We start from the raw sequence: 24,931 nt of genomic DNA, 5'->3' as shown, positions 1-24,931 counted from the left end.
ATGAATGTGACACCCACCCAGATCGCGTTGGTCAAAGCCACGTTGCCGCGCCTGACCGACCGGCCCGCGCAATTGGCGATGGCATTCGAGATGCATCTGGCCCGCTATGCGCCCGCCATGGCGCGCGGCGTGTCCCTATCGCCCGTGGACTTGTTGGCCGATGCCGTCGCCTTGATCGACGTGCCCGGCGCGATGTCGCGTCAGCTCGCGCCGCTGGCCTGCACACTGCGCTCCGCCGGAATGTCGCCCCGGGGCTACATGGCGCTTCACGCGGCGCTGATGGACATGGTGACCGGGCATCTGGGCGGCGATGAGGCACTTGAAGAGGCCTATTCCGACGTGATCGGTTTGATCCTTGCGACGATGCTGGCCGAGGCCCACGGCCCCCGCGTCCAGATCATGCCTCTGGCGGCCTGACGCGTCGCACGCTACCAACACCCCATGAAACCGCATCTGACCTGGGGTATCCTGGGCGCCGCTGGCTTTGCGCGCAAAACCATGGCCCCGGCGATCCACGCCGCCCGCCGCACTCACCTGAAATCTGTCGCCACGCGTGATCCCGCGCGTGCCATTCCCTTCGCTGATCTCGTCCCCGGCCTGAAGGTCGAACGCAGCTATGAGGCGATCCTGGACGATCCGGAAATCGACGCCGTCTACATCCCGCTGCCCAACGCGCTTCATACCGAATGGAGCGCCAAGGCCGCGCGGGCGGGCAAGCATGTGCTGTGCGAAAAGCCGATTGGCCTGAGCCTCGCTGACATCGATCATCTGATTGCGACGCGGGAGGCGACCTCGCGGCTGATCGCCGAGGCGTGGATGCCCGCCCATCACCCGCAATGGCACCGCACCCGGGCGCTGCTGGCCGAGGGCGCGATCGGGACATTGCGCAGTGTCAGCGGGGCCTTCACCTACGCGCTGGCGGATGCGTCGAACATTCGCTTGTCGGCTGAACTGGGCGGCGGGGGCCTGCGCGATGTCGGCGTGTACCCCATCGGTGGTTTCCGGCTGGCGACGGGGTTGGAGCCTGTGCCGAGCCATGTGGACCTTGTGCAGGAGGGGGGTGTCGATACCTCGGCCTGGGTCGCGGCGACAGCGGGTGAGGTGCGGTTCAATTTCCACGTCTCGATGCGTGCAGCGCGCTATCAGGTCATGATGTTTCACGGCACCGAGGGCACGTTGACCCTGCCTGCGCCGTTCAATCCCGGCACCTACGCAGAAGCGCGGATCGTTATCGCGCGCGATGGCGCGGACGTGCAGGTGATCCGCTTTCCCGGCGTCGACCAATATGTGGCGCAGGTGGAGGCCGTGGCCGCCCACGTTCTGGACGGTGTGGCCTTCGCCTGCCCGCTGGAATTCTCGCGCGGGACGCAGGCGGTGCTGGATGCGATCTTTGCGCAAGCGGCCGCGTGACCACGCCCGGGCTGGCCCGCTTGCCGATGGCCCGCTAGAGTGTTGTCGAACGCTTGCGAAAGGACCACGCCCATGGCTCGGAATGACGATGGCAATATCGACGGTCGCCTGAACGGAGAGCAACCCGAAGCCAGCCGTGAAGGTCTGGCACAGCGCCTTTTGTACATGATCCTGATTGCGGTGCTATTGAGTTTCGCCAGCACGGTGCTGACCGCGCTGACCGTGATCCAGTTCATCGTCATGGCCGTGTCCAAGGGAGAGCCGAATGAGCGCCTGGCTGATTTCGGCACCGATCTGGGGATCTGGATGGCGAAAGCGGCGCGGTATCAGGCGGCGGCCTCCGAGGTGAAGCCCTGGCCGTGGACCGATCTGGATTGACGCAGGCCGCGACCGCCCCATGTTACAAGTAAATTCGTCAGCCAAGGAGCCAGCCCGATGTCAGCGCCGAAAATCGCCCAAACCGCCCCCTACCCCGTGGAGGTCGAGGCCGGGAAATCCTATTTCTGGTGTGCCTGCGGCCAGTCCGCGAACCAGCCGTTCTGCGACGGCTCCCACAAGGGAACCGAGTTCACACCGGTGAAATACACCGCAGAGAAGGACGGTAAGGCGTTCTTTTGCGGCTGCAAGGCGACGTCCAACACGCCGATGTGCGACGGATCTCACGCCAAGTTGTGACCCCTGCGAGGAGCGCCGGTAAGGCGCGAGGAGGGGGCACCGGGGGTGAAACGCCCCCGCGAGCGGCCTAGTTCAATCGCGCCCGCAACACGCGCAGCATGTTGCCGCCCATGACCGCCGCGATCTGGGCCTCGGTCGCGCCCGCGCGCACAAGTGCATCGGTCAGCGCGGCCAGTTCGGACGCGTCAAAGCCCACCGTGACCGATCCGTCGTAGTCCGACCCGAGCGACACGTGATCCCCCCCCAACGCTTCGATCGCCGCCATGATCACGCGGGCCACGCCATCGGGGCTGTCGTCGCAGGTGACATCGGCCCAAAAGCCGATGCCGATCACACCGCCGCCCTGATCAGCGCCGTTTTGCACGATCGCGCGCATCAGATCGTCGGGAAAGTTGCGGTGCGCGTCGCAGGCGGATCGCAGCCCGGTATGGCTGACGATCAGGGGAACGTCCGTTGCCGCAATGACGTCGCGGGCCACCTGTTGCGAGGAATGGGCCAGGTCCACGACCATGCCGCGGGCGACCACCTCTGCCACGACCGTTTGGCCAAACTCGGTCAGGCCTTGGTTGCCGACCCCATGCAGGGAGCCTCCAAGCTCATTGTCGAAGAAGTGGTGCAACCCCACCAGCCGAAAGCCCGCCGCCTCCAACCGGTCGAGGTTGGCCATCTCGCCCTCCAGCGCATGGGCGCCCTCGATGCCCAGGATCCCCCCCACCACCTGCACGCCCTGGGACCGCGCTTCCAGCAGCGCCTCCAACTCGGCCCGTGAGGTGATCACCCGCATCCCGTCCGAGGCCTCGGCAAAGCCGTGCAACCGCTCGGCCTGGTACAGCGCCCGCTCGACCAAACTGTTCCAGGTGCGCGGTGGCCACAGCTGACCCACGGCCAATAGCGTGATGTTATCCCGCGCGTCGGGGGCGTTCTCGTGATAGTTCTGCCCTGCGGGTGATTTCGTGACGGTGGTAAAGACCTGAAGCGCCACATTGCCCTCCAGCAGGCGCGGGATATCGACGTGGCCCGTGGCCCCCCGCTCGGTCAGGTCACGCGCCCACAACAGGCTGTCGGCATGCCAATCGCCGATCGTCAGCGTATCGTGCAAGGCGGCGGCGGCGTCTGAAACAGGGTAGGGGCCCCGCCAGTTGATGCCATTGCGCTCGGCCTCCACATAGCCCGGCGCGAAGGTCAGGAAGGCGGCAAGGCCCACGACGACAAGCAGCAGCAGTCGCCCCAGAAGTTTGCGCAGAAGTGCCATGGAGGGCTCCAGATCAATGCGGAAACATAGTTAGACCAGTGGCAGGGCTATATCCACCAAGCTCAGATGTCTCTGCGCTGCGCCGAGCGTTGCCGCTCACGTCGGAGGCCGTCGCGAGCCTTTGCGGCCCCGAAACCAACGCCACAGCGGCACGACATCCAGCGCGGCGACGGCGATCCCGAACGGCAACATCCAAAGGCCAAGAAACGGCAGAACCGATAGCAGCCCTCCAGCAATGAATATCAGACCCAGGATCAGGCGAAATCCCGGCGGCACCCGGTGGCGCACTTCCACCAGCACGCGCGACAGTCTTCTGCCCCAGCCGCGCCAATTGCGCCACTCGGGCCGGGGATGCCGCTGCACCCCATTCAGGATCCTCCGGATGCCGGCCCGTTTGCGGGGCAACGCGTGGGTCATCACTCCATCGCCTCCAATTCGTCGATGAAGCCCTCGATCATGCTCAGGCCCTTGTCCCAGAACGCCGGATCGCTGGCGTCCAGGCCGAACGGCGCCAGAAGCTCCTTGTGGTGCTTCGACCCGCCCGCCTTCAGCATGTCGAAATACTTCTCTTCAAAGCCTTCATTGCCCTCGGCATAGACCGCATAAAGCGCGTTCACCAACCCGTCGCCGAACGCATAGGCGTAGACGTAGAAGGGCGAGTGGACGAAGTGGGGGATGTAGGCCCAGAATGTCTCGTAGCCCTCCATGAAGGTGAAGACGGGGCCGAGGCTTTCGCCTTGCACCGACATCCACAGGGCATTGATGTCGTCGACCGTCAGCTCTCCGTTCCGGCGCGCCTCGTGCAGCTTGCACTCGAAATCGTAGAAGGCGATCTGGCGCACGACGGTGTTGATCATGTTCTCCACCTTGCCCGCCAGCATCACCTTGCGGGTGGCGTCGTCCTTGGCCTCGGCCAGCATCTTGCGGAAGGTCAGCATCTCGCCGAAGACGGAGGCGGTTTCGGCCAGCGTCAGCGGCGTGGAAGACAGCATCTCGCCCTGTCCAGCGGCCAGCCGCTGGTGCACACCATGGCCTAACTCGTGCGCCAAGGTCATGACATCACGCGGTTTGCCAAGATAGTTGAGCATCACGTAGGGGTGCACGTCGGTCACGGTGGGATGCGCGAAGGCGCCGGGTGCCTTGCCCTCTTTCACGCCCGCGTCGATCCAACCGTCGGTAAAGAACGGCTCTGCCAGTTCAGCCATGCGTGGGTCGAATCCTGCGTAGGCCTCGGACACCACGCGGCGCGCCTCGTCCCAGCCGACAATCCGGTCCTCCGTCATCGGCAGCGGCGCGTTGCGGTCCCAGACCTCCATGGTTTCAAGGCCCATCCACTTGGCCTTCAACTTGTAGTAGCGATGCGACAGGCGGGGATAAGCTTTGACGACCGCATCTCGCAACGCCTCCACCACCTCAGGCTCCACGTGGTTGGCCAGATGCCGGCTCGCTTGCGGCGACGGCAACCCGCGCCAGCGGTCGCCGATCTCTTTTTCTTTCGCCAAGGTGTTGTGCACCCGCGCGAACAACGGCGCGGTCTCTTCGAACTTCTCGGCCAGGGCCCGCGCGCCCGCTTCGCGCTTGTCGCGGTTACTGTCGGTCATCAGGTTCAACGTCGCCTCGATGCCGAGGGTCTCGCCGTCCACCTCGAAGCTCAAGCCTGCGATCTGCTCATCGAACAGCTTGTTCCATGCCGAGGCTCCAACGACTGAGGCATCATGGAGGAACTTCTCCAACTCATCGCTCAATTGGTAGGGCTTCATCGCGCGCATGCGGTCGAACACCGGCTTGTAACGCGCCAGATCCGTGTTCTCGGCCATCATCGCCTCGTAGGGCGCATCCTCGATCCGGTTGAATTCCAGAGAGAAAAATACCAGCGGCGTTGTGTAGGTGGTGATCTTGTCCTGCATGTCCGACATGAACTTTGCCCGCTCGCCATCGGTGGTCTTCTGGTAATACCGCAGACCCGCAAACGACATGATGCGCCCGGCGATCATGTCGATCTTCTCATAGCGCAGGGTGCATTCAAGAAGGCCATCGGCCTCCAGATCGGCCAATTTACCCTCGTAATCCGTGGCAAAAGACCGGCACGCGTCTTCCAACCAATCCAGATCGCGCTTCAACGCGGCCGCGTCCTGACCCTCGTAAAGATCGTCCAGGTTCCACTCCGGCAACCCCTCCAGGGGCGCCCCTCCGGCATCAGAGGCGGCATCACGAACAGGAAAAAGCAGGCGCATCAGGTATCCTCGGGCTTGAAAACGGTCAGACAGATATGCGCCCGGCGCGCCATAGTCTCAACCCGCCCCCTTTCATCTTGCCAAAAAAACTCAATCTCAACCGCGACATCTCGCACGGACGTCGGAAAGGAGGCACCGCCGCGCGCGGGCGTCAGCCCGCGCGCGGCCCCCGGCGATTTGGCGCAGCCAAAGCGCAATCTCTAGGACCCGATTTGGCGCAGCCAAAGCGCAGTCCTTGGGAGCTGATTTGGCGCAGCCAATGCGCGACCGCTCTAAAGCTCCACTTCGCCGCCTTCCCCGACCTCCGGGTCAAACTCCGGCGCATCGGGAGAGCGGCGGATGATGATATCGCCGTTGGGCAGCCGCTCGGGCAGCTCATAGGATGACACATCGTCCATCAACTCGCCCATGCGGTTGAGAAACGGCAGAACCTCGTCCTCGAAGTAGGGGCGAACCTCCTCCATCATCGGGCGCATTTCTTCCATCAGCCCCTCAAGGATCATCCGCGTGCCTTCGCCCAGAAGGCCCAGACCCTCGCTCAACTCACTGTCGTCTTGCGCAGCCGCAGGCGCCGCAATCGCTAGCGCGCCAGCCACAAGTCCTACGGAAAGTGCATGTTTCATGGATATAAGATGGGGGTGCGGGGGCGCTCAGATCAAGTCCAGACTGACGGGGAAGTGATCCGACGCGGTCAAGAGTGCGGCCCGCAGGTCCGCGCGGCCCCAGCAATCGGGGTCATCGAAAGGATGCCAGATGCGCCAGTGATCGGCACGGGGCCGCAAGGCGGGCGAGACCATGATGTAATCCAGCAGCGCCTGCAGGTAGCGGTTTTCGTGGCGCAAGAAGAAGCGCGATGTCGTGGGGGCCGCCGACAGCTTTGATTGCAACGCTTGTGCGCCATGGGGATCGAACAGCCGCCGCTCCGCCGGGCCGGACGCCCCCAGCACGATCTCCAGGCCCGAGCGTCCGAACAGCGCCTCGTATTCATCCAGACCCGGTCCGTCGTTCAGATCGCCCGCCACGATCAGCGCATCGCCTGCGTCCAGGTGCGCCTCGATCCGCCGCCGCAGCCAGATGCATTGCGCCAGTTGCTTGCGGCGGTTGGCGATCGCCATGCGCATCACGTCCGCATCACTTACCGCGCCGTGGGGCGCTTTGGACTTCACATGGGCACCGATCAGCCGGATCGGGCCTATCGGTGTCTCCAGCGCCGCCTCCAGCGGCGGTTTGGAGAACCGAACGATGTCTTCGGTTGCATCGATGTCCAAATCGATCGCGAAGTCGTCATCGAACCGAGGTGCGCCGCGATCCAGCGGATCATGGCGCGCGGTGATCACATCGGGATCGTAAAGCAACATCAGCTCTTGCTGCGTATCATTGGGAAAGCCCACCAGCACCTCGCGCGCGCGCAGGCCCGCGTGGGCGGCGAAGTTTCGCAAAGCCACCGCACCGTCACGCCCCCGGCTGGTATCGGGGGCCTCCACCACCAGCACGGCATCGGCATCCATCGCCTGGAAAACCGTCGTCAAGGCATTGATCTGTGCAGTGCGCGTAACGTTCCACCGGCCCGACCATTCACCGTCGCGCAACAGCGCCCCACTGTCATCGAACAGCTTGAAGAACCACTCGACGTTGTAGGTCGCGATCCGCATTTCGGGGCGCATCAGGCCTGTTTCCGGCGGCTGTCCTGGATCTCTTCCCAGGCGCGGTTGATCGCCTGCATCCGCTGCTCTGCCATTTGCACGGCCTCCTCCGGGACCCCGCGCGCGATCATCTGATCGGGGTGGGTCTGGCGCACTTCGGCACGGTAGACCGCGCGGATGTCCTCCAGCGAGGCGTCGGACGAGACCCCCAGCACCGCGTAGGGATCTGGCGCTGCATCGGGCACGTGCCGCGCGCGCAGACGGCGAAAGGCCAGGTCATCCATGCCGAAAATCTCGGCCACACGGGCCAGGAACGCATCCTCTGCCGGGTGATATTTGCCATCGGCGGCGGCGATGTAAAAGAGCCCCTCCATCAGGTCACACAGCACCGAGTCCGCCCCGCAGGGCTTGCCCTTTTCCCGGAACATGCGCGCAATGCGGTCGGCGTAGTGCTCGAACCCCGCCACGTCTTCGCGCGCCATGTTGAAGACCCGCGCGGCGGCGGGCTCGTCGGCGGGGGGAATATGGAAGACCCGGCGGAAGGCCGTGACTTCATCGCGGGTCACAAGGCCATCGGCCTTGGCCATTTTCGCCGAAAGGGCGATGACCGCAATCGTGAAGGCCACCGTCCGTTCGGGCGGGGTGCGCAAGCGTCCAAAGACTTCCGACAGGCTCTCGCCTTGACGCAAGGCCTCCAGCGCCTCTGATATGCGGGTCCAGAGTGACATGGTGGCAGCTTACCCCGGGGGCATCTGGAACGGCAGGGGAAAAGCACAGGTCACAGGCGTTTTTGCATCATCACAAGGTCCAGAAACCGGCCGAATTTGTGACCCGCTTCCGGGATCATGCCGACGTGCACGAAACCCATCGCTTCGTGGAACGCGATGCCGGCCGCGTTCTCGCCCGAGATGCCCGCGATCAGGCTGTGGTTGCCCGCATCCCGCGCATTGTCCGCGACGGCCTGCAACAAGCCGCGCCCCAACCCACGGCCCCGCGCGTCTTCTGTCAAGTATATCGCGTGCTCTTGCGTCAGGCGGTAGCCATCGCCGCCGCGAAACTGCGCGTAGGTGGCGAACCCGAGGGTCCGCGCCCCGTCACGGGCCAGAAACACGGGTTGAGTGTCGACCAAAGCCGCAATCTGCGCCTGCGTCTTGGGGGTTGAGGTGAAGGTGATCGTGGTCTGCGCGATGACCTCGTTCCACAGGCGCAGGATCGCCGCGGTGTCCTCTGCCGTGGCGGCCAGGATCACAGGATCACCTCTCCGATCGGGGTGCTCAACACCGCCTCGATGCGCGGCGCTTGCCCCGCGATGACGGTGACGCGCGCATCGCGCAATAGCGGATTGAGCGCCGCCTGAAGCGCGTCAGCTTCGGGCGAAAACAGGCGCAGGGCCGCCAGCCGCACGCCCGTGTCTTTCAGACGCGGCGCAGGATGTGCGTCGCCGTGCCACTGGATCAACGCCGGAAACAGGCCACCAAACGGCAGTTTCCCGTCCCGTGGCACCGCCATGGTCCAACGCAGATCGGCACGTTGCAACTGCCACGGCACCCCGATCCCGTCCGGGGCCACCGCAATCGCGGCTTCGATATCCGGGCAACGGCAGATCCAGTTCGTTACCCGCGTGGGGCCGGAGAACTCATCAAGGTTAAACCACCGCGGCTGATCCGGCCCCGGCGCGTCGGGGTCGATGGCGATCAGCTCAAAATACTCATCTGGCCCGAACGACAGCAGGCGGTTGTGGGTGCCCATGTCCGGATGCACGCCCCCCGGCAGCAGCGGTTGGCCAAGGGCCGCTTCCACGTCTGCGGTGCCGGGCCCAAGGGCCTCGGCCGAGACGGCGATATGATCCAGCGTCAACATGGGCGTAGTCGTAACCGATGGCCCGCGCGTCGGAAAGCCCGTAGCGCCCACAGGATTTTGCGCGTTCAATTGGGGCATGACCACTGACCTCCCCCCCCCGAACGCCAAGGGCGATTCCCGCACCGTCGCCTTCGCCGCTCGCAAGATCGCCCATGCACAGGCCGACGAGAAAACGCCCGCCGCCACCGGGCACCTGCTTGAGGTCATCGGCCCCGCCAAGGGCCGCATCATCTCGGGCTATATGCCGATCCGGACCGAACTGTCCCCTCTTCCCGCGATGGCGGCCCTCTTCGCCGCAGGGGCGCGCCTGTGCGTGCCGGTCATCAAGGGGGCGGGTCAGCCGCTCGACTTCCGCGAATGGACGCCCGATGCGCCGATGGAAAGCGGCCCCTTCGGCGCGCGGATCCCTGCAGGTGGCGACTGGCTGATCCCCGACACCCTCATCGTGCCGCTGGTCGCTTTTGACGCGCGCCTGAACCGCTTGGGCTACGGCGGCGGTTTCTACGATCGCACGTTGGAGCGATTGCGCGCCGCCGCCCCGACCCGTGCCATCGGGTTTGCCTATGCCGCGCAGGAACTGCCCAAGGTTCCGCAAGAGCCGACCGACCAGCCGCTTGATGCGCTGATCACCGAGAACGGAGGTGTCGCGCCATAGGCGCGCATCTAGGTATTGCCGCCGCCGCCAACCCCGCCTAAGCCAATTCCATGCGTATTCTTTTTCTTGGTGATGTCATGGGCCGCGCGGGACGTGCGGCGATCACGGGGCGGCTGCCCCAGCTTCGGGTCGACTGGAAGCTCGACTTCGTGGTGGTCAACGGTGAGAACGCCACATCGGGCATGGGCCTGTCCGGGGCTCACGCCAAGGCGCTGCTGGACGCCGGTGCCGATTGCCTGACCCTTGGCGACCACGCCTTCGACCAGAAGGACATGCTGCAATACATCGAGCAGGAACAGCGCATCATCCGTCCCCTCAACTTCTCCAAGGCGGCGCCGGGCAAGGGCGCGCGGCTTTTCGACGTGAAAGGTCGCAAGATCCTGGTGGCGCAGGCCTTGGGGCAGGTGTTCATGAAGCGCCCCTTCGATGATCCTTTTTCGGCGCTGGATGGGGCTTTGAAGACATTGGGCGGGCAGGCGGCCGTGCGCCTGATCGACATCCACGCCGAGGCTACCTCGGAGAAGATGGCCATCGGCCATTATTGCGACGGCCGTGCGTCCCTTGTCGTTGGCACCCACACCCATGTGCCTACGGGCGATGCGACGATCCTGCCCGGTGGCACAGGCTACATGACGGATGCCGGCATGTGCGGCGACTACAACTCAGTCATCGGGATGGAAAAGACCGAACCCCTGCGCCGTTTCATCACAGGTATGCCGAAAGAGCGTTTCACCCCGGCCACCGGCGAGGCGACCCTGTCGGGTGTCTTCATCGAGACCGATGACCAGACCGGCAAGGCCAGGTCCGTCACGCCCATCCGCGACGGCGGACGGCTTCAGCAAAGCGTTCCATGACACGGGCGCTGCCGCTGATCCTGTTGATCGGCATGGGCGCGCTATGGGGGGTCACGCAACCCCTGACCAAGATCGCGGTGACCGCGGGGCATCGCGATATCGGCATCATCTTCTGGCAATTCGCCATCGGCGCGGCGCTTTTGGGCGGCTTCAGCGTGATCCGTCGCAAGCCCTTGCCGCTGCACCGCGGCGCATTGATTTTCTACCTCTTCATCGCCCTCATCGGGACGATCCTGCCCAATTCAGCCAGCTTCACCGCTGCCGTGCATCTGCCCTCGGGCATCCTCTCGATCGTGCTGGCGACGGTGCCGATGTTCGCCTTCCCGATCGCCCTGGCCCTGAAAATGGACCGCTACTCCGCCCTGCGCCTTCTGGGCCTTCTCATGGGGTTGAGCGCGATCATCCTGATCGCCCTGCCGGGCACCAGCCTGCCGGATCCTGCCATGGCGATCTGGCTGCCCGTCGCCGTCATCGCGCCGTTGCTCTATGCGGTCGAGGGCAACATCGTCGCCAGATGGGGCACCTGGGGCCTTGATGCCGTGCAGGTGCTTTTTGGCGCATCGGTTATGGGCGCGATCCTTTCTGCGCCCTTGGCTGTGGCCACGGGCGAATGGATCAGCCCTTTCGTGCCATGGGACGCGGGGATCTGGGCCATCGTCGGCATCGCCTTGGCCCATACGACAGCCTACACGACCTACGTCTGGATGGTGGGGCGCACGGGCGCGGTTTTCGCCAGCCAGGTGGGCTATCTTGTGACCGGTTTCGGCATCCTTTGGGCCAAGCTGATCTTGGGCGAAAGCTATTCACCGTGGGTCTGGGGCGCGCTGGCCCTGATGCTGTTGGGAGTGTTCCTTGTGCAACCGCGCCGCGCCGCGCCGTAACCGCTTGCGGGGGCGCGTGGGTTGGAGGATGCTACCCCAGCGCTGAGCCGGAGTGATCATGCTGTCCCTACCCCTATCAGACACCGGAGAGGGCGTTCTGACCCTTGCCATCCTGCTGATCATGTTCACCATGTTTCTGTGGGAGCGGTGGCCCACGGAGGTCGTGGCCATCGGCGGCTGCGCGACGCTGCTGATCCTGGGCCTGCTGCCCTATGAGCGTGCGATTGACGTGCTGTCCAACCCCGCGCCCTGGACGATCGCTGCGATGTTCATCGTCATGGGGGCGCTGGTGCGCACCGGATCATTGGACCGGCTGACCAAATTCGCCGAGGCCAATGCCAAGGCGCGGCCTGCTGTGGCCGTTATCAGCCTGTTGGCCTTCGTCGCCGTCGGCTCGGCCTTCATGAACAACACGCCCATCGTGGTGATCATGATCCCGGTATTTGTCCAGATCTCGAAGATCTTGGGGCGGTCTCCGTCCAAGCTGTTGATCCCCTTGTCCTACGCCGCGATCATGGGCGGGACGTTGACGTTGATCGGCACCTCCACCAACTTGCTGGTTGATGGTGTTGCCCGCGCCCAGGGGCTGGAGCCCTTCACGATTTTCGAGGTCACGCCCATCGGCCTTGTCGTCGTTGCGTGGGGGATGATCTACCTGATGTTCATCGGGCGCTTCCTGCTGCCAGACCGCACATCCATGGCGGCCCTTCTGGGCGGCAACCGGTCGCGGCCGAAGTTTTTCACCGAGGTCGCCGTGCCCGAGGGCTCTGCCCTTATCGGGAAAGAGGCGCGGGAGGTGGACCTGTTCAAACGCGAGGGCGTGCGCCTGATCGACGTGCTGCGCGGCGACGCGTCGCTGCGGCGCAACATGGCGGCGGTAACGCTGGAGGCAGGCGACCGGGTTGTCCTGCGCACCGATATGGCGGAGGTGCTGGGGCTTCAGGCTTCCAAGGAATTGAAGACCGTCGACAAGCTGAGCCAGGTGGCGACGGCCACGGTGGAGGTTCTGATCACGCCCGGCTGCAAGATGATTGGGCGGTCGCTGGGGGCCCTGCGCCTGCGGCGGCGCTATGGCGTGTACCCGCTGGCGGTACATCGGAGAAACCAGAACATCGGCACGCAGTTGGACGATCTGGTGGTGCGCATCGGTGATACGCTGCTGCTGGAAGGCGATCCGGCGGACATCCAGCGGCTAGCGGCTGATATGGATCTGGTGGATGTGTCGCATCCTTCCGAGCGAGCCTACCGGCGCGGCAAATCCCCCATCGCGATCGCCGCCATGGCGGGAATCGTGGTCTTTGCGGCCTTCAATGTCGCTCCGATCCTGGCGCTGGCCGTGGTGGCCGTGGCGGTGGTGCTGCTGACAGGCTGCATCGACGCGGAGGAGGCGTTTTCGTTCATCGAGGGGCGTTTGCTGGCCCTGATCTTTGCCATGCTCGCCGTGGGGGCCGCGCTGGATCATACCGGCGCGATCACCTTGATCGTGGGCGGCGTCGCGCCGTGGCTGGAGGGCGCGCCGACGTGGGTGCTGCTGTTTGCGGTCTACTACATCACGACGGTGCTGACCGAGCTGGTCTCCAACAACGCAATTGCGGTGATCATGGCCCCTATCGCGATTGCGCTGGCGCAGGCGACCGGCGTGGACCCCAGGCCGCTGGTGATCGCCGTGATGATCGCGGCCTCTGCCTGTTTCGCCACGCCGATCGGGTATCAGACCAATATGCTGGTTTATGGTCCGGGCGGCTATGCGTTCAGTGATTTCCTCAAGGTCGGCGTGCCGTTGAACCTGTCGCTTGGTCTTGTCGTGTGCTTCACCATTCCGTTGATCTGGCCGCTCTGACCAAAAGGAGCCTTCGGCACGCGATCTATTTTTGCTGATGGGGGTTTCACCCCCAAACCCCCAGCATATTTTCGGAACAAAGATGAACGCGCCTAGAGGGGCCAGACGATCAGGATCGTGGGGATGGAGACGGCGACGACGATGATTTCCAGCGGTAGGCCCATGCGCCAGTAGTCTCCGAAACCGTAGCCTCCGGGCCCCAGGATCAGCGTGTTGTTCTTGTGGCCGATGGGCGTGAGGAAGGCGGCAGAGGCCGCGACGGCGACCGCCATCAGGAACGGATCCGGAGAGACGCCAAGCGACTGCGCCATGGTGATGCCAACGGGGGCGGCGACAATGGCGGTGGCGGTGTTGTTGAGCACGTCTGACATGGTCATGGTGACGACCATCAGGACCGTGAGGATGGCCCAGGCGGGTAGGCCTTGGGTGAGGGCAACGAGGGAGTTCGCGATAAGCTCGGTCCCGCCGGAGCTGTCGAGCGCCGCGCCCAGGGGGATCATGGAGCCCAGAAGCACCACCACGGGCCATTCGATGTGATCGTAGATCTCGGATAGCGGCAGGATCTTCAACAAGACGTAGCCCACGGCGACGATGCCGAGCGCGATGGGCAGGTAAACGATGCCAAGCGACGCCGCAAGCACAGCCGCAGCGAAGAGGCCGATGGCGGCCCAGGTCTTGCTGTCGTTGGTCACGGTCAGGCCCCGGTTTGCCAGGGTCAGGCCGCCAAGCCATTTGACCACGTCATCCGCCGTATCCGAGGGGGCCAGAAGCAGCAGGATATCGCCCGGCTCTACCACCGTTTTGCGCAGGCGCTGGGTAATCCGCGTGCCCTTGCGCGCGATGCCCATCAACGTCGTGCGGTGGCGCCACCCAAGGCCCACGCTTTCGGCGGTCTTACCCGCGATGCGGGCGTCATTGGGGACGACCATCTCGACGAAGGTGACGCCGTCGCCGACTGCATCGGCGGCAGCGTTGCTGGTCTCGGCGGTCTCCAGGGATTGGCCGACGCGGAATTCGTCCAGTGCCTCGGGGGTGGCTTCAAGCACCAGCACATCGCCGTCACGCAGGGTCAGGTTGCGCCCGGTACCAAAGCGGCGTTTGCCGTCGCGCAGGATGCCGAGGATCGCGACGTCGGCCTCTTCCGCTGCCGATTGCAGATCCCGCAGGCGGGTGCCGTCCAGCTTGCTGCCCGTGGGCAGGCGCAGTTCCGCGATGTAGGGGGCGAGGGCTTCGAGTTGCTCGCCCACGCCACTGTCGCGGTTGGGGATCAAGCGCCAGCCGATCAGCGCCACAAAGGCCAGACCCGCGATGGCGGCGATCCCACCCACGGGGGCAAAGTCGAACATGCGGAAAGGCGCGCCCAACTGGTCCTCGCGGATCGTGGCGATGATGATGTTGGGCGGCGTGCCGATCAGGGTGACCATGCCGCCCAGGATGGTGCAAAAGCTCAGCGGCATCAGGGACAAGGCGGGTGACCGCCCGGCCTTGCGCGCGGTGGCGATGTCGACGGGCATCAGCAGGGCCAGCGCCGCCACGTTGTTCATGAAGGCCGACAGCACGCCGCCGATGGCCCCCATGATGGTGATATGCGCCCCAAGGCTGCGCGAGGCATCCACAAGCGTGCGAGTAATCAGGAACACCGCGCCCGACCGCACCAGACCCGCGGAGACGACCAGCACCAGCGCCACCACCAATGTAGCAGGGTGGCCGAAGCCCGCGAAAGCGTCCGATGCGGGCACGACGCCCAGAACGGTGCCGACCATGAGGGCGGAAAACGCCACCATGTCATAACGGAAACGACCCCAGAGAAGCAGGGCGAAGACGGCTCCGAAAAGCGAGAAGAGGATGATTTGGTCAGTGCTCATGACGGAAGCCTACTTCACCTGCAAACAAGGGGGTAGACGCGATTATCGGTGGGCGCCGATCGGGGCGAGGTCGCCGGACAGGATGCCGTCGATGCGCGCTGCTGTTGCGGGCATGAAACGGCGCTTCGGCTCGCGAAGTTGCAGCGCTAGGAAACGGAGCGAGCCGATGACGCCCGCTGCGGCCACCAGATCGGCGATGGCAGCAAGGGTCGGCAACATGCGCGGCAGCCCTTTCAAGCGCTTGCCAAGACTATTGCGCCTTGGCCCGTGTCCCGCAATCTCCTTGAAGCGTGCCCCACGCTTGCCGTATAGAGCGGCAAGTTTACAAATCATGCGGGAGAGACCCATGGCAGGCCACTCAAAATGGGCGAACATCCAACATCGCAAGGGCCGGCAGGACAAGCTGCGCGCCAAGGTGTTCTCCAAGATGTCCAAGGAAATCACCGTTGCCGCCAAGATGGGCGACCCGGACCCGGACAAGAACCCCCGGCTACGGCTTGCGGTGAAGGAGGCGAAATCCGTCTCCGTGCCCAAGGACGTGATCGAACGCGCGATCTCCAAGGCGACCGGCGGCGATGCGGAGAACTATGACGAGATCCGGTACGAGGGCTATGGCCCCAACGGCGTGGCGGTGATCGTGGAGACGATGACCGACAACAAGAACCGCACTGCGTCGACCGTGCGCTCCACCTTCACCAAGAACGGCGGAAACCTTGGCGAAACGGGCAGCGTCGGCTTCATGTTCGACCGCAAGGGGCAGGTGACCTATCCGCTGTCCGTGGGCGATGCGGACACTGTGATGATGGCCGCCATTGAAGCGGGCGCTGAGGATGTGGAAACCAATGAAGGCGACGGCGATGAGGATCCCGGCGGCCACGTGATCTGGTGTGCGGACACCGACCTGAATGAGGTGTCGAACGCACTGGAGGCGGAATTGGGCGAGTCCGAATCCACCAAGCTTGTCTGGCGTCCGACCACGACGACCGAACTGGGGCTGGAGGACGCGCAGAAGTTGATGCGCCTGATCGAAGCGCTGGAAGAGGACGACGACGTTCAGACCGTGACCGCGAACTTCGAGATCTCGGACGAGGTGATGGCGCAGCTTTCCGAATGATCGACGCATGAGCAGCCCAAGCCCATGCTAACCGCCTTCTCAGCAGGGTTCGCCCTGTCGATCTCTCTGATCCTCGCCATTGGGGCGCAAAACGCCTTTGTGCTGCGCCAAGGTATCCGGGGCCTGCATGTGGGCCCCGTCGTTGCCGTGTGCTGCGCATCGGAGGCCGTGCTGATCTTTGCCGGTGTGGCGGGGTTCGGCTTTGTGGCCGAACGCGCGCCCTGGGCGTTGGACGCGATGCGGTGGGGTGGGGCTGCCTTTCTGTTGGTCTATGGCTTGCGCAGCCTGTGGGCGGCGCTCAACTCCGACGATGCGCTGAAGGCGGAAGGCGCGGCAGAGCAGAGCCTGCGCGCGGCCCTGGCCACCACGTTGATCCTGACCTTCGCCAACCCACACGTCTACCTTGATACCCTTGGTCTGATCGGCGCGGTTTCGGCCACGTTCGAGGCTGCGCGATGGGTCTTTGGCGCGGGCGCGCTGGCCGCTTCCTGCGTGTTCTTCATCATCCTGGGGTATGGCGCGCGGGCCATGGCACCTGTGTTCGCGCGCCCGAAAGCGTGGATGTGGCTGGATGTGATCGTGGGTTTGACGATGATCGCGCTGGCGTTGAAACTGGCCTTGGTTCCGTAAAGGGCTTGCCGCGTCCCGTGCGGGGTGATCTTGATCAGCCCCATGGAACATCCCATCCCCCCCGTCACCTCGGTCCCGTCCGCAGCCCCGGCTGCCCCGGCGTCGCGGCCTGGATGGGGCATTTTCTGGATGCTTTTGACGGGCCTGTGCTTCGTGGCCGTTACCGCGACGGTGAAAATGGTGGGCACCGACGTGCCCGCGATCCAATCGGGGTTCCTGCGTTATGCCCTTGGGCTTGTGTTCCTGATCCCAATGCTGCCCTCGGTCCGCCGCGCCAAGATCGACCGCCCGCTTGCACGGCTGTTTCTGGCGCGCGGCACCGCCCACGCGGTGGCCGTGTCGCTGTGGTTCTTCGCCATGACGCGGATCCCCATAGCGGATGTCACGGCGCTCAACTACCTCAACCCGGTCTATGTGATCATCCTTGCCGTCCTGTTTCTGGGCGAACGGCTTGGGCCCTACAGGATTGCCGCCGTCGCCATCGCCTTCATCGGCACCTTCGTGATTATCCGCCCCGGTTTCCGCGAGATCGATCTGGGTCATGTCACCATGCTGTTCACCGCTGTCGCCATGGCGGGCAGCTACTTCCTTGCCAAGTTGGCCTCGCAACGGGTCGCGCCCGAGGTGGTGGTCTTCTACCTCTCGCTGATCGTGCCGAGCTTGCTGGCGCCACTGGCCCTCTATGTCTGGGTGCCGGTGGGATGGGAGGATCTGGGCTGGCTGTTTCTGTGCGCGTTCTTCGCCACCATCGGGCATTACACGATGACGCTGGCCTTCCGCGCCGCGCCCTTGGCGGTGACGCAGCCGATCACGTTCCTGCAATTGATCTGGGCCACGGCGCTGGGGGTCTTCGTGTTCGCAGAGCCCGCTGACGCCTTCGTCATTGCGGGCGGCGCGATGATCATCGCCTCGATCAGCTTCATCACTTGGCGGGAGGCCGTGCTGGCCCGCCGCAAGCGCCGGACAGACTAGGCCGAGGCTTCTCCGCCCGCCTCCTCAGATGTCCCTTCAAGGTGGTTCTGGAACCGCTCGAAGAACTGATCGGCCATCTTTGTGGCAAAGCTGTTCACCAGCCGAGAGCCCAACTGCGCGATCTTGCCGCCCACCTTGGCCTCCACGTCATAATGCAGTTCGGTGCCGCCCTCGGGGTGATCGCTCAGCCGCACCTGCGCGCCACCTTTGGCAAAACCCGCGACGCCGCCCTTACCCTCGCCCGAGATGGTGTAGCTTTCGCCCGGCACCACATCCGTCAAGGTGACACCGCCCTTGAAGGTCGCTTTCACGGGGCCGACCTTCTGTTTGACGGTGGCCTCGAACCCTTCTTCGGGTGATCCGGTCAACTCTTCACAGCCGGGGATGCAGGCCTTGAGAACCTCGGCATCATTGAGCGCGGCCCAAACCTCTTGGCGGTCGGCGGCGATGTGACGACTGGCGTGCAGTTCCATGGAATTCCCCCCTTTGTTAATGGCAACTTACGGAGCGTTGCGGGATTGGCAAGGGCAGAGCGCATCCCAAGACAGCGCGAACAGGTGCCTGGGCCCGAATGCGCGGCGGAGCATTCCGTTATTGTGCGACCTGGTAGGGCAGGGTGCCGCGACGGTTGGGGTCGACGACCAACTGCCGCTCCAACGGCGGCACGGCGCGTTGGTGGCAATTGGGGCGCTCGCAGATGCGGCAGGATATGCCGATGGGCTGGAACGCCGTATCGCGGTCCAGATCAAGGCCATCGGCGTAAACAAGCGAGCCCGCGTGGCGGACCTCGCATCCCAGCGACACGGCATAGCGCCGCGTCGGCCGCGCCCATGCACCGCCCGATTTTGACACGTCGCGCGCCAGGATCACGTAGCGCGCGCCGTCCGGCGTTTCCGCCAGTTGCCGCAGGAAGCGCCCCGGCGTCTCAAAGGCCTGATGCACGTTCCACAGCGGGCACGCCCCGCCGAAACGCGCGAATTGCAGCCGCGTGGCCGAGTGGCGCTTGGTGACGGTTCCCGCCTGATCCACGCGGGCAAAGAAGAACGGGATGCCCTTGGCGCCGGGGCGCTGCAACGTGGACAGGCGGTGGGCGATCTGTTCGATCGAGGCGCCGAAGCTGATCGCCATCCGCTCCAGATCATGGCGCGTCTCGGTGGCGGCCTCGGCGAACCGGCCATAGGGCATCAAGACGGCGCCGGCGAAGTAATTCGCCATGCCGATACGCGCGATCTCACGCGCGGTGTCGGATTGGAACCGGGCCAGGTCCAGCGTCGCCTCGATCAACTGCTGCTGTCCCAGCAATGCGTATTGATGCAGCAGCTGAAACCGTTGCGTTTCGGGGGCGGCTTGCGGCGAAAGGGTAAGGACCTTCGCCTCGGGCACGTAAGAGCGTACGCCATCGCCCGCCGCCATTCGGATCGTGATGCCCATGTCGGCCAGTACCGCTTGGGTGTGGGCGGCCAGATCGCCGGTGGCGCGGGTGGCGAACCGCTCGGCGGCGCGGTCCACGGCGTCGATGTAATTGTCGGTATAGTGGAAGAAATCGCGCACTTCTTCCCAGGGCGACGGGGTGGCGCTGCTTTGCTGGCCCAAGGCTTCGTCCAGCGAGGCCAGTCTTTCGTGCGTCTGGCGATAGGCGCGGTGCAATTCCAGGAACGCGCGCGCCAGCGTGGGGGCATTGGACGCGGCCAGCCGCAGGTCGGCCAGGGCGGGCGTGACCTCCGCGAACAACGGATCGGCCAAGGCCTCACGCATGTCCGAGACGATCCGGTCGGCGTCCGAGGCCGACAGCTCCGTCACATCGACACCGAAATCCTGCGCCAAGCCCATCAACACCGCCGTGGACAGCGGGCGGTTGTTGTTTTCCATCTGGTTCAGATAGGGCAGTGAGATCCCCAGCTTCGCGGCGAAATCCTTTTGGGTCAGGCCCACGCCCGTGCGGATACTGCGCAGTTTCGCGCCAACGTAAAGCTTTTGCGTGGCCATGAGTGCCCCCTTTGCAATCCACGCTTAGCGGATTTGCAAAGCGCCTCGCAAGGGCCTGCACTCAACCCTAGGGGGCCACCTGTGCCTGCCTGCGGATCGTGTAGAGGATCGAGAAGACCGCCAGCGTCGCCGTCGCGAACATGATCCACAGCAGCGGCAGTTCCCCACGGTCTCCGGTCAGCAACGCCGCCGCCAGAAGCGACATCGCCCCGCCACCCGCCAACATGATCGCACCGCCAAGGCCCGAGGCGCTGCCCGCCAGATGGGGCCGGACCGACAACATGCCAGAGGTCGCATTGGGCAGGACCATGCCGTTGCCAAGGCCCACGAAGGTCATGAAGGCAAAGAAGGTGAACGCCGTTTGTAGCCCCATGATCGACAACCCCAAAGAGATCCCCATGCCGACCGCCGACGCCACCGATCCCCAAAGGATCATGCCGTTGATGCCCACGCGCGTGGAATATCGCCCCGAGATTCCGTTGCCGAAAAAGTAGCCCACCGCAGGCGCGCCGAAATACAGGCCCACCTCTGCCGCCGTCAGGCCGAACACTTCGGACCCGACATAGGGCGCGCCGCCAAGGTACGAGAAGAACGCCCCCGACGCGAAAGAGGCGGTCAGGCAATAGCCCCAGAACCGGCGAGAGGACAATAGCTCCGGGTATTCCGCGACCTGCTCGCTCAAGCTGGAGGTCTGGCGCTTCGCCGTCTCGCCCAGGTCCAGGAAGGCCAGGACAAGGATCGCCGCGCCCAATGCCAGCAACAGCCAGAAGTTTGCCTGCCAGCCGAAAGATTGCTCTAGCGCGCCACCGATGCCCGGCCCGATCATCGGCACAACGGCCATGCCCATCGTGACGTAGCCGATCTGCGATGCGGCCTCGGCCTCGGAGTGCATGTCGCGCACGACCGCGCGGCCCAGGACCAGGCCGGTGACGACGACGGCCTGCATCATGCGGAAGACCAGGAACACCTCGATGGTCTGCGCCGCGAGACAGCCCAAAGTGGCCACCATGAAGGCCACGCCACCCGCCAGGATCACCGGGCGCCGCCCGAACCGGTCCGAGATCGGGCCGATGATCACCTGCAACGCGGCATTCACGAACAGATACAGCGACACCGACAGCTGCATCAGCCCGTATTCCGCGTCAAAAAACAGTGCCATCGCGGGCAGCGACGGCAGGAAGATGTTCATCGACAGCGCGCCGAGGCCCGTCACGACGATCAGTGTGAAAATATGCGGAGGGGTGTTGCGGTCCAAAAACCGCACCGGCGTTATCGTGGTCATTACCCTCAGCTACGCCCGAATGCGGACCTCGTCCAGAGGCAGGCGTGCGGTATACAGGTTATGCAAATTTGCAAAAAACAGATAGTACTCGCTAAGTTATTTGCAAATATACATGTTCGCTCTGGTTGCGCCGCTCTCATCTGCCTAGTTTGCGGCCAAGCGCATGAAGGAGATACCATGACCGATATTCTGGAACAGCTTGAGGCGCGCCGCGCCGAGGCGCGCGCCGGTGGCGGCGAAAAGCGGGTCGCAGCGCAGCACGCCAAGGGCAAGCTGACCGCGCGCGAGCGGGTCGAGCTGTTGCTCGATGAGGGCTCGTTCGAGGAATACGACATGTTCGTCGCCCACCGCACAACGGAATTCGGCATGGCTGCCAATCGCCCGCCCGGCGATGGCGTGATCACCGGCTGGGGCACGGTCAACGGCCGACAGGTCTACGTCTACAGCCAGGATTTCACCGTTCTGGGCGGCTCGGTCTCTGAAACCCACGGCCAGAAGATCTGCAAGATCATGGACATGGCGATGCAGAACGGCGCGCCTGTCGTCGGCATCAACGACTCGGGCGGGGCGCGCATTCAGGAAGGCGTGGACAGCCTTGCCGCCTATGGCGAGGTCTTCCAGCGCAATATCGAGGCGTCGGGCGTCGTGCCGCAGATCTCCATGATCATGGGTCCCTGCGCGGGCGGTGCCGTCTATTCGCCCGCCATGACCGACTTCATCTTCATGGTGAAGGACAGCTCCTACATGTTCGTTACCGGGCCCGACGTGGTGAAAACCGTGACCAACGAAGTGGTGACAGCCGAGGAATTGGGCGGTGCCTCCACCCACACGCGGAAGTCCTCCGTCGCCGATGGCGCGTTCGAGAACGACGTGGAGGCGATGTCCGAAGTGCGCCGCCTGATCGACTTCCTACCGCTGTCAAACCGCGAAAAGCCGCCCGTGCGGCCGTTTTTCGACAGCCCCGATCGGATCGAGGAAAGCCTCGATACCCTGATTCCGGACAACCCCAACCAGCCCTACGACATGAAAGAGTTGATCACCAAGCTGGCGGACGAGGGCGATTTTTACGAAATCCAGGAGGATTTCGCCGGCAACATCCTGACTGGGTTCATCCGTCTTGAAGGCCAGACCGTGGGTGTTGTGGCCAACCAGCCGATGGTGCTGGCGGGGGTGCTGGACATCGACAGCGCCCGCAAGGGGGCCCGTTTCGTCCGCTTCTGCGACTGCTTCGAGATCCCGATCCTGTCCCTCGTGGACGTGCCGGGCTTTCTGCCGGGTGTGACGCAGGAATACGGCGGCGTCATCAAGCACGGCGCGAAACTGCTGTTCGCCTATGGCGAGGCGACGGTGCCGAAAGTTACCGTCATCACGCGCAAGGCTTACGGCGGCGCCTATGTCGTGATGTCCTCCAAGCATCTGCGGGCGGATGTGAATTACGCTTGGCCCACGAGTGAGATCGCGGTGATGGGGGCCAAGGGCGCGGTTGAGATCCTGCATCGTGCTGACCTTGGCGATGCCGAAAAGATCGCCGCCCACACCAAGGAATATGAAGACCGGTTCGCCAATCCCTTCGTGGCCGCCGAACGCGGGCACATCGATGAGGTGATCCAACCCCACTCCACCCGCCGCCGCATCTGCCGCGCCTTCGCCGCCCTGCGGCGCAAGGACAAGAAGATGCCGTGGAAGAAGCACGACAATATTCCGCTATGAGGGCCCGCGACGGTTGGCATATCACGCGCGACGGCGACACCTTGACCGTGTCTCGCAAGCGCACGGCCCGGTTTGACCTGGCCGAAGTGACGTTTCTTCCGGGCGAGGACCTGGTGCGGTCGCGCATCGCACATCAGATCCGTCAGGACATGTGGCGCAAGCTGCAACGCCTGCGTGGATTTTGCCCCGCCGTGCGCGTGACGGCGCAGCCCGGCGGCGTCGCCATTCTGGCGGGCGGTGCAGTGGAAGGGACGGTGACGGATCGCGCTCGGACTGCCATCGCGGATCTTCTGGGTGATCCGGCCCTGCGCACCCGTTGGGTCGCAAACGCGAGGCGCCGCTGATGTCCGCAGACGATGCCGCCGATGGAACCCCTTCACGCCCCGTGGCGTTCTCCTTGAAAGGAGAACATGATGACCAAGGACCATGGACCGTCCGTGAAGGACGACAAAACCTACGAATCCCTGCGCGAGGACGGCGCCTCCAAGCAGAAGGCCGCGCGGATCGCGAATGCGCAGGCCTCCGACAGCCAATCGCCCTCGGAAAAGGGCGGCAAGGCACCGCCCTACGAGGATTGGACGAAAGACGACCTCTATTCCCGCGCCCAAGAACTGGATGTGGAGGGGCGCTCGGACATGGACAAGGATGCGTTGATCAAGGCTTTGCGCAACACCTGATGCGTTCCCGGTCAGGGCCCCTGTGATGCTGCGCAATGTGCTCATCGTCCTGACGCTTGCTGTCGCGGGGTCTGCCGCCTTCCTACTGCTGCGCGGCCCCTCGACGCCCGAGATCTGCACCACCGATGAGGTGCTGCAAGCCCCTTCGGGCCACGACCTGCAACTTTGCGATGTGGCGTTCGAGGTTCAGCCGAACAACGACGCTTGGGTGATCGTGCGCGTGGTCGATGAAGCCCTTGTTGATTCCGCCCGCGCCGGTCATGGCGATCATGACTGGGCCTGCGAGACATGGGGCCTGCCCGCCCTCGACAAGGAACCGCGTCCGACCCGCATCATCGTACAGATCATGGCCGCGCCGTTCGTGCGTGGTGAACCTGCACCGGGGATAACTCAATCCATCGAGGCCTATTCTGAAGAAAACGCCACCTGCATGTGGGAGCTTTTGTAATGCCGCGCCAATATCTTGCGCAGGGACGTTCATGTGGATGCTTTGGTGATGCATTCGAGTCACACGCTGATCTTTCTTGTGCAAAACCCTGTGGAGAACTCCGCGTCCCATGTAACGTCCATCGTGGCTGCATCAATGCAGCTGTACCTCGGATCGTGCCCGGGTCTACGGGCATCGCGCCTTCAGGCCCGGTCACACCGCGAGGCAATAAGAAGAAGAAAACGGCTGAGGCGGGATTGCAGACACCGCACCAGTCGAAACGGCAAGTCCCAAGGCGCAATCCCCCAGAGCGCCCGAGCAGGACATCCCCTCTAACCGGACGGGGCTTCGGCCTCGTCCGGTATATCCCTTCCCCCGAATTGGGGGCCTCCCCATGCTGAAACACCGTGGCTTCCCCGGGCGTCTTCCGTCCAGCGAGTTCCAGTTCGTGATCCGTCGCGACAACAAGGCCGGCGCCACCAAGTTGATCGCGCGCGAGCGCTACGCAGATCGACGCCCGCCCGACCGCCGCGCCGACAGCGGCTTCATGGAGGCGCTCTGGCTTTACTTCGGTGAGGAACCCTTCGAGCGTGGCAATCTGGATGCGGGCCGTCTGAGCTGGCTGTTCGGGCGCGAGGTCATTCCCGCCGAGGATCCCTTCGACCCCGAAAGCTATGACGCAATGCTGAAAATCGACGTGTCCCGCGCTCGCGCGTCGTTCCCCGAGGCCTTCGATGGTACCGGCGTCTGGGAAGGTGGATCGGCATGATTTCGCGCGCCGTCGGTGAAAACAAGCGGCCCGCCGCGCACAACGACCTGCCCCCGCAGGCCCGCCTTTCGCGCGCCGAAAATCCTGCCATGGTCCTTGTGTCGGCCACTGTCCCCAGTTGTATGTACTCGGCCGACACCCACAAGACGTGTTACCCTTCCCCTTTAGGGCGGTCGGCCTTTCCATCGGCTCGAC

General features: G+C 64.3%; 29 protein-coding genes. 16 read left to right on the top strand and 13 right to left on the bottom strand.

The features are described from left to right. From KUL25_RS10555 to KUL25_RS10540, 4 genes are all read left to right on the top strand, one after another. Positions 1 to 417, top strand: coding sequence for a hypothetical protein (locus KUL25_RS10555; protein WP_257892904.1), 417 nt, complete (start codon positions 1 to 3; stop codon positions 415 to 417). Positions 418 to 441: 24 nt separating this feature from the next. Next, on the top strand, positions 442 to 1,410 hold the full coding sequence (locus KUL25_RS10550) for a Gfo/Idh/MocA family protein (RefSeq protein ID WP_257892903.1): 969 nt from the start codon (positions 442 to 444) through the stop codon (positions 1,408 to 1,410). A 72-nt stretch (positions 1,411 to 1,482) separates the two neighbouring features. Beyond that, positions 1,483 to 1,788: a DUF4389 domain-containing protein gene (locus KUL25_RS10545; protein ID WP_257892902.1), complete on the top strand. Its 306-nt coding sequence runs from the start codon at positions 1,483 to 1,485 to the stop codon at positions 1,786 to 1,788. Between the two features lie 57 nt (positions 1,789 to 1,845). Further along, positions 1,846 to 2,085: a CDGSH iron-sulfur domain-containing protein gene (locus tag KUL25_RS10540; protein WP_257892901.1), complete on the top strand. Its 240-nt coding sequence runs from the start codon at positions 1,846 to 1,848 to the stop codon at positions 2,083 to 2,085. A gap of 67 nt (positions 2,086 to 2,152) precedes the next feature. Here KUL25_RS10540 and KUL25_RS10535 read toward each other — a convergent pair whose 3' ends face one another. The 8 genes from KUL25_RS10535 to KUL25_RS10500 all read right to left on the bottom strand — a co-directional run bounded on the left by KUL25_RS10535 (position 2,153) and on the right by KUL25_RS10500 (position 9,074). After that, a complete protein-coding gene (locus KUL25_RS10535; RefSeq protein WP_257892900.1) occupies positions 2,153 to 3,337 on the bottom strand; it encodes a dipeptidase in 1,185 nt (394 codons plus the stop codon). Positions 3,338 to 3,433: 96 nt separating this feature from the next. Next, entirely contained in the window at positions 3,434 to 3,754 is a 321-nt protein-coding gene (locus KUL25_RS10530) for a hypothetical protein (protein WP_257892899.1), read from the bottom strand. After that, complete coding sequence (locus KUL25_RS10525; RefSeq protein WP_257892898.1) at positions 3,754 to 5,571, bottom strand: M3 family oligoendopeptidase; 1,818 nt, start codon at positions 5,569 to 5,571, stop codon at positions 3,754 to 3,756. The genes KUL25_RS10530 and KUL25_RS10525 overlap by 1 nt, the downstream gene beginning before the upstream one ends. A 272-nt stretch (positions 5,572 to 5,843) precedes the next feature. After that, complete coding sequence (locus KUL25_RS10520) at positions 5,844 to 6,194, bottom strand: hypothetical protein (protein ID WP_068362618.1); 351 nt, start codon at positions 6,192 to 6,194, stop codon at positions 5,844 to 5,846. 27 nt (positions 6,195 to 6,221) lie between these two features. After that, positions 6,222 to 7,235, bottom strand: coding sequence for an endonuclease/exonuclease/phosphatase family protein (locus KUL25_RS10515; RefSeq protein ID WP_257892897.1), 1,014 nt, complete (start codon positions 7,233 to 7,235; stop codon positions 6,222 to 6,224). Further along, positions 7,235 to 7,942, bottom strand: a complete 708-nt coding sequence (locus KUL25_RS10510; protein WP_257892896.1) for a molecular chaperone DjiA — start codon at positions 7,940 to 7,942, stop codon at positions 7,235 to 7,237. Before KUL25_RS10510 ends, KUL25_RS10515 begins: the two co-directional genes overlap by 1 nt. 50 nt (positions 7,943 to 7,992) lie before the next feature. After that, on the bottom strand, positions 7,993 to 8,463 hold the full coding sequence (locus KUL25_RS10505; RefSeq protein WP_257892895.1) for a GNAT family N-acetyltransferase: 471 nt from the start codon (positions 8,461 to 8,463) through the stop codon (positions 7,993 to 7,995). Continuing rightward, positions 8,460 to 9,074 carry a VOC family protein gene (locus KUL25_RS10500; protein ID WP_257892894.1) on the bottom strand — a complete coding sequence of 205 codons (615 nt, stop codon included), beginning with the start codon at positions 9,072 to 9,074 and terminating at the stop codon, positions 8,460 to 8,462. Before KUL25_RS10500 ends, KUL25_RS10505 begins: the two co-directional genes overlap by 4 nt. A 76-nt stretch (positions 9,075 to 9,150) precedes the next feature. On the opposite strand from KUL25_RS10500, the gene KUL25_RS10495 reads away from it, so the two are divergent. Genes KUL25_RS10495 through KUL25_RS10480 form a run of 4 tightly spaced genes read left to right on the top strand, consistent with a single transcriptional unit; the run spans position 9,151 to position 13,304 of the window. Beyond that, positions 9,151 to 9,729 carry a 5-formyltetrahydrofolate cyclo-ligase gene (locus tag KUL25_RS10495; protein ID WP_257892893.1) on the top strand — a complete coding sequence of 193 codons (579 nt, stop codon included), beginning with the start codon at positions 9,151 to 9,153 and terminating at the stop codon, positions 9,727 to 9,729. A 50-nt stretch (positions 9,730 to 9,779) separates the two neighbouring features. Then, positions 9,780 to 10,583, top strand: coding sequence for a TIGR00282 family metallophosphoesterase (locus KUL25_RS10490; protein ID WP_257892892.1), 804 nt, complete (start codon positions 9,780 to 9,782; stop codon positions 10,581 to 10,583). Continuing rightward, positions 10,580 to 11,464, top strand: a complete 885-nt coding sequence (locus KUL25_RS10485; protein WP_257892891.1) for a DMT family transporter — start codon at positions 10,580 to 10,582, stop codon at positions 11,462 to 11,464. Before KUL25_RS10490 ends, KUL25_RS10485 begins: the two co-directional genes overlap by 4 nt. Positions 11,465 to 11,522: 58 nt before the next feature. Further along, positions 11,523 to 13,304 (top strand): SLC13 family permease, encoded by a 1,782-nt coding sequence (locus tag KUL25_RS10480; RefSeq protein WP_257892890.1) that lies wholly within the window; start codon positions 11,523 to 11,525, stop codon positions 13,302 to 13,304. A gap of 92 nt (positions 13,305 to 13,396) precedes the next feature. Here KUL25_RS10480 and KUL25_RS10475 read toward each other — a convergent pair whose 3' ends face one another. Both KUL25_RS10475 and KUL25_RS10470 read right to left on the bottom strand, forming a co-directional pair. Then, a complete protein-coding gene (locus tag KUL25_RS10475) occupies positions 13,397 to 15,169 on the bottom strand; it encodes an SLC13 family permease (protein ID WP_257892889.1) in 1,773 nt (590 codons plus the stop codon). A gap of 42 nt (positions 15,170 to 15,211) precedes the next feature. Further along, complete coding sequence (locus KUL25_RS10470) at positions 15,212 to 15,388, bottom strand: hypothetical protein (RefSeq protein ID WP_257892888.1); 177 nt, start codon at positions 15,386 to 15,388, stop codon at positions 15,212 to 15,214. Between the two features lie 127 nt (positions 15,389 to 15,515). Here KUL25_RS10470 and KUL25_RS10465 point away from each other — a divergent pair, with 127 nt between their 5' ends. From KUL25_RS10465 to KUL25_RS10455, 3 genes are read left to right on the top strand one after another with little or no spacing between them, the layout of a single operon-like run. Further along, positions 15,516 to 16,283 (top strand): YebC/PmpR family DNA-binding transcriptional regulator, encoded by a 768-nt coding sequence (locus tag KUL25_RS10465; RefSeq protein WP_068362594.1) that lies wholly within the window; start codon positions 15,516 to 15,518, stop codon positions 16,281 to 16,283. Between the two features lie 24 nt (positions 16,284 to 16,307). Next, the gene (locus KUL25_RS10460) at positions 16,308 to 16,913 is read left to right on the top strand and encodes a LysE/ArgO family amino acid transporter (RefSeq protein WP_257892887.1); all 606 of its coding nucleotides are present in this window, start codon (positions 16,308 to 16,310) and stop codon (positions 16,911 to 16,913) included. A 42-nt stretch (positions 16,914 to 16,955) separates the two neighbouring features. After that, positions 16,956 to 17,885 (top strand): DMT family transporter, encoded by a 930-nt coding sequence (locus KUL25_RS10455; RefSeq protein WP_257892886.1) that lies wholly within the window; start codon positions 16,956 to 16,958, stop codon positions 17,883 to 17,885. Here KUL25_RS10455 and KUL25_RS10450 read toward each other — a convergent pair. The 3 genes from KUL25_RS10450 to KUL25_RS10440 all read right to left on the bottom strand — a co-directional run bounded on the left by KUL25_RS10450 (position 17,882) and on the right by KUL25_RS10440 (position 21,153). Continuing rightward, entirely contained in the window at positions 17,882 to 18,358 is a 477-nt protein-coding gene (locus KUL25_RS10450) for an SRPBCC family protein (protein ID WP_257892885.1), read from the bottom strand. The genes KUL25_RS10455 and KUL25_RS10450 overlap by 4 nt on opposite strands. Before the next feature lie 118 nt (positions 18,359 to 18,476). Then, positions 18,477 to 19,871: a helix-turn-helix domain-containing protein gene (locus KUL25_RS10445; RefSeq protein ID WP_257892884.1), complete on the bottom strand. Its 1,395-nt coding sequence runs from the start codon at positions 19,869 to 19,871 to the stop codon at positions 18,477 to 18,479. 67 nt (positions 19,872 to 19,938) lie between these two features. After that, positions 19,939 to 21,153, bottom strand: a complete 1,215-nt coding sequence (locus KUL25_RS10440; protein ID WP_257892883.1) for a multidrug effflux MFS transporter — start codon at positions 21,151 to 21,153, stop codon at positions 19,939 to 19,941. 177 nt (positions 21,154 to 21,330) lie between these two features. On the opposite strand from KUL25_RS10440, the gene KUL25_RS10435 reads away from it, so the two are divergent. The 5 genes from KUL25_RS10435 (at position 21,331) to KUL25_RS10415 (ending at position 24,736) form a co-directional block, all read left to right on the top strand. Continuing rightward, positions 21,331 to 22,863, top strand: a complete 1,533-nt coding sequence (locus tag KUL25_RS10435) for an acyl-CoA carboxylase subunit beta (protein WP_257892882.1) — start codon at positions 21,331 to 21,333, stop codon at positions 22,861 to 22,863. Continuing rightward, entirely contained in the window at positions 22,860 to 23,207 is a 348-nt protein-coding gene (locus KUL25_RS10430) for a hypothetical protein (RefSeq protein WP_257892881.1), read from the top strand. Before KUL25_RS10435 ends, KUL25_RS10430 begins: the two co-directional genes overlap by 4 nt. Before the next feature lie 69 nt (positions 23,208 to 23,276). Further along, positions 23,277 to 23,540, top strand: a complete 264-nt coding sequence (locus KUL25_RS10425; protein ID WP_257892880.1) for a DUF7218 family protein — start codon at positions 23,277 to 23,279, stop codon at positions 23,538 to 23,540. Positions 23,541 to 23,565: 25 nt separating this feature from the next. Then, complete coding sequence (locus tag KUL25_RS10420) at positions 23,566 to 23,988, top strand: DUF6497 family protein (RefSeq protein ID WP_138105607.1); 423 nt, start codon at positions 23,566 to 23,568, stop codon at positions 23,986 to 23,988. Positions 23,989 to 24,361: 373 nt separating this feature from the next. Continuing rightward, entirely contained in the window at positions 24,362 to 24,736 is a 375-nt protein-coding gene (locus KUL25_RS10415; RefSeq protein WP_257892879.1) for a hypothetical protein, read from the top strand. Positions 24,737 to 24,931: the final 195 nt, after the last annotated feature.

This window comes from Gymnodinialimonas phycosphaerae (assembly GCF_019195455.1).
In the GTDB taxonomy this organism is placed as follows: Bacteria; Pseudomonadota; Alphaproteobacteria; order Rhodobacterales; family Rhodobacteraceae; genus Gymnodinialimonas; species Gymnodinialimonas phycosphaerae.
The sequence above is the reverse complement of the archived record's forward strand: the minus strand, read 5'-3'. Positions and strand labels throughout refer to the sequence as shown.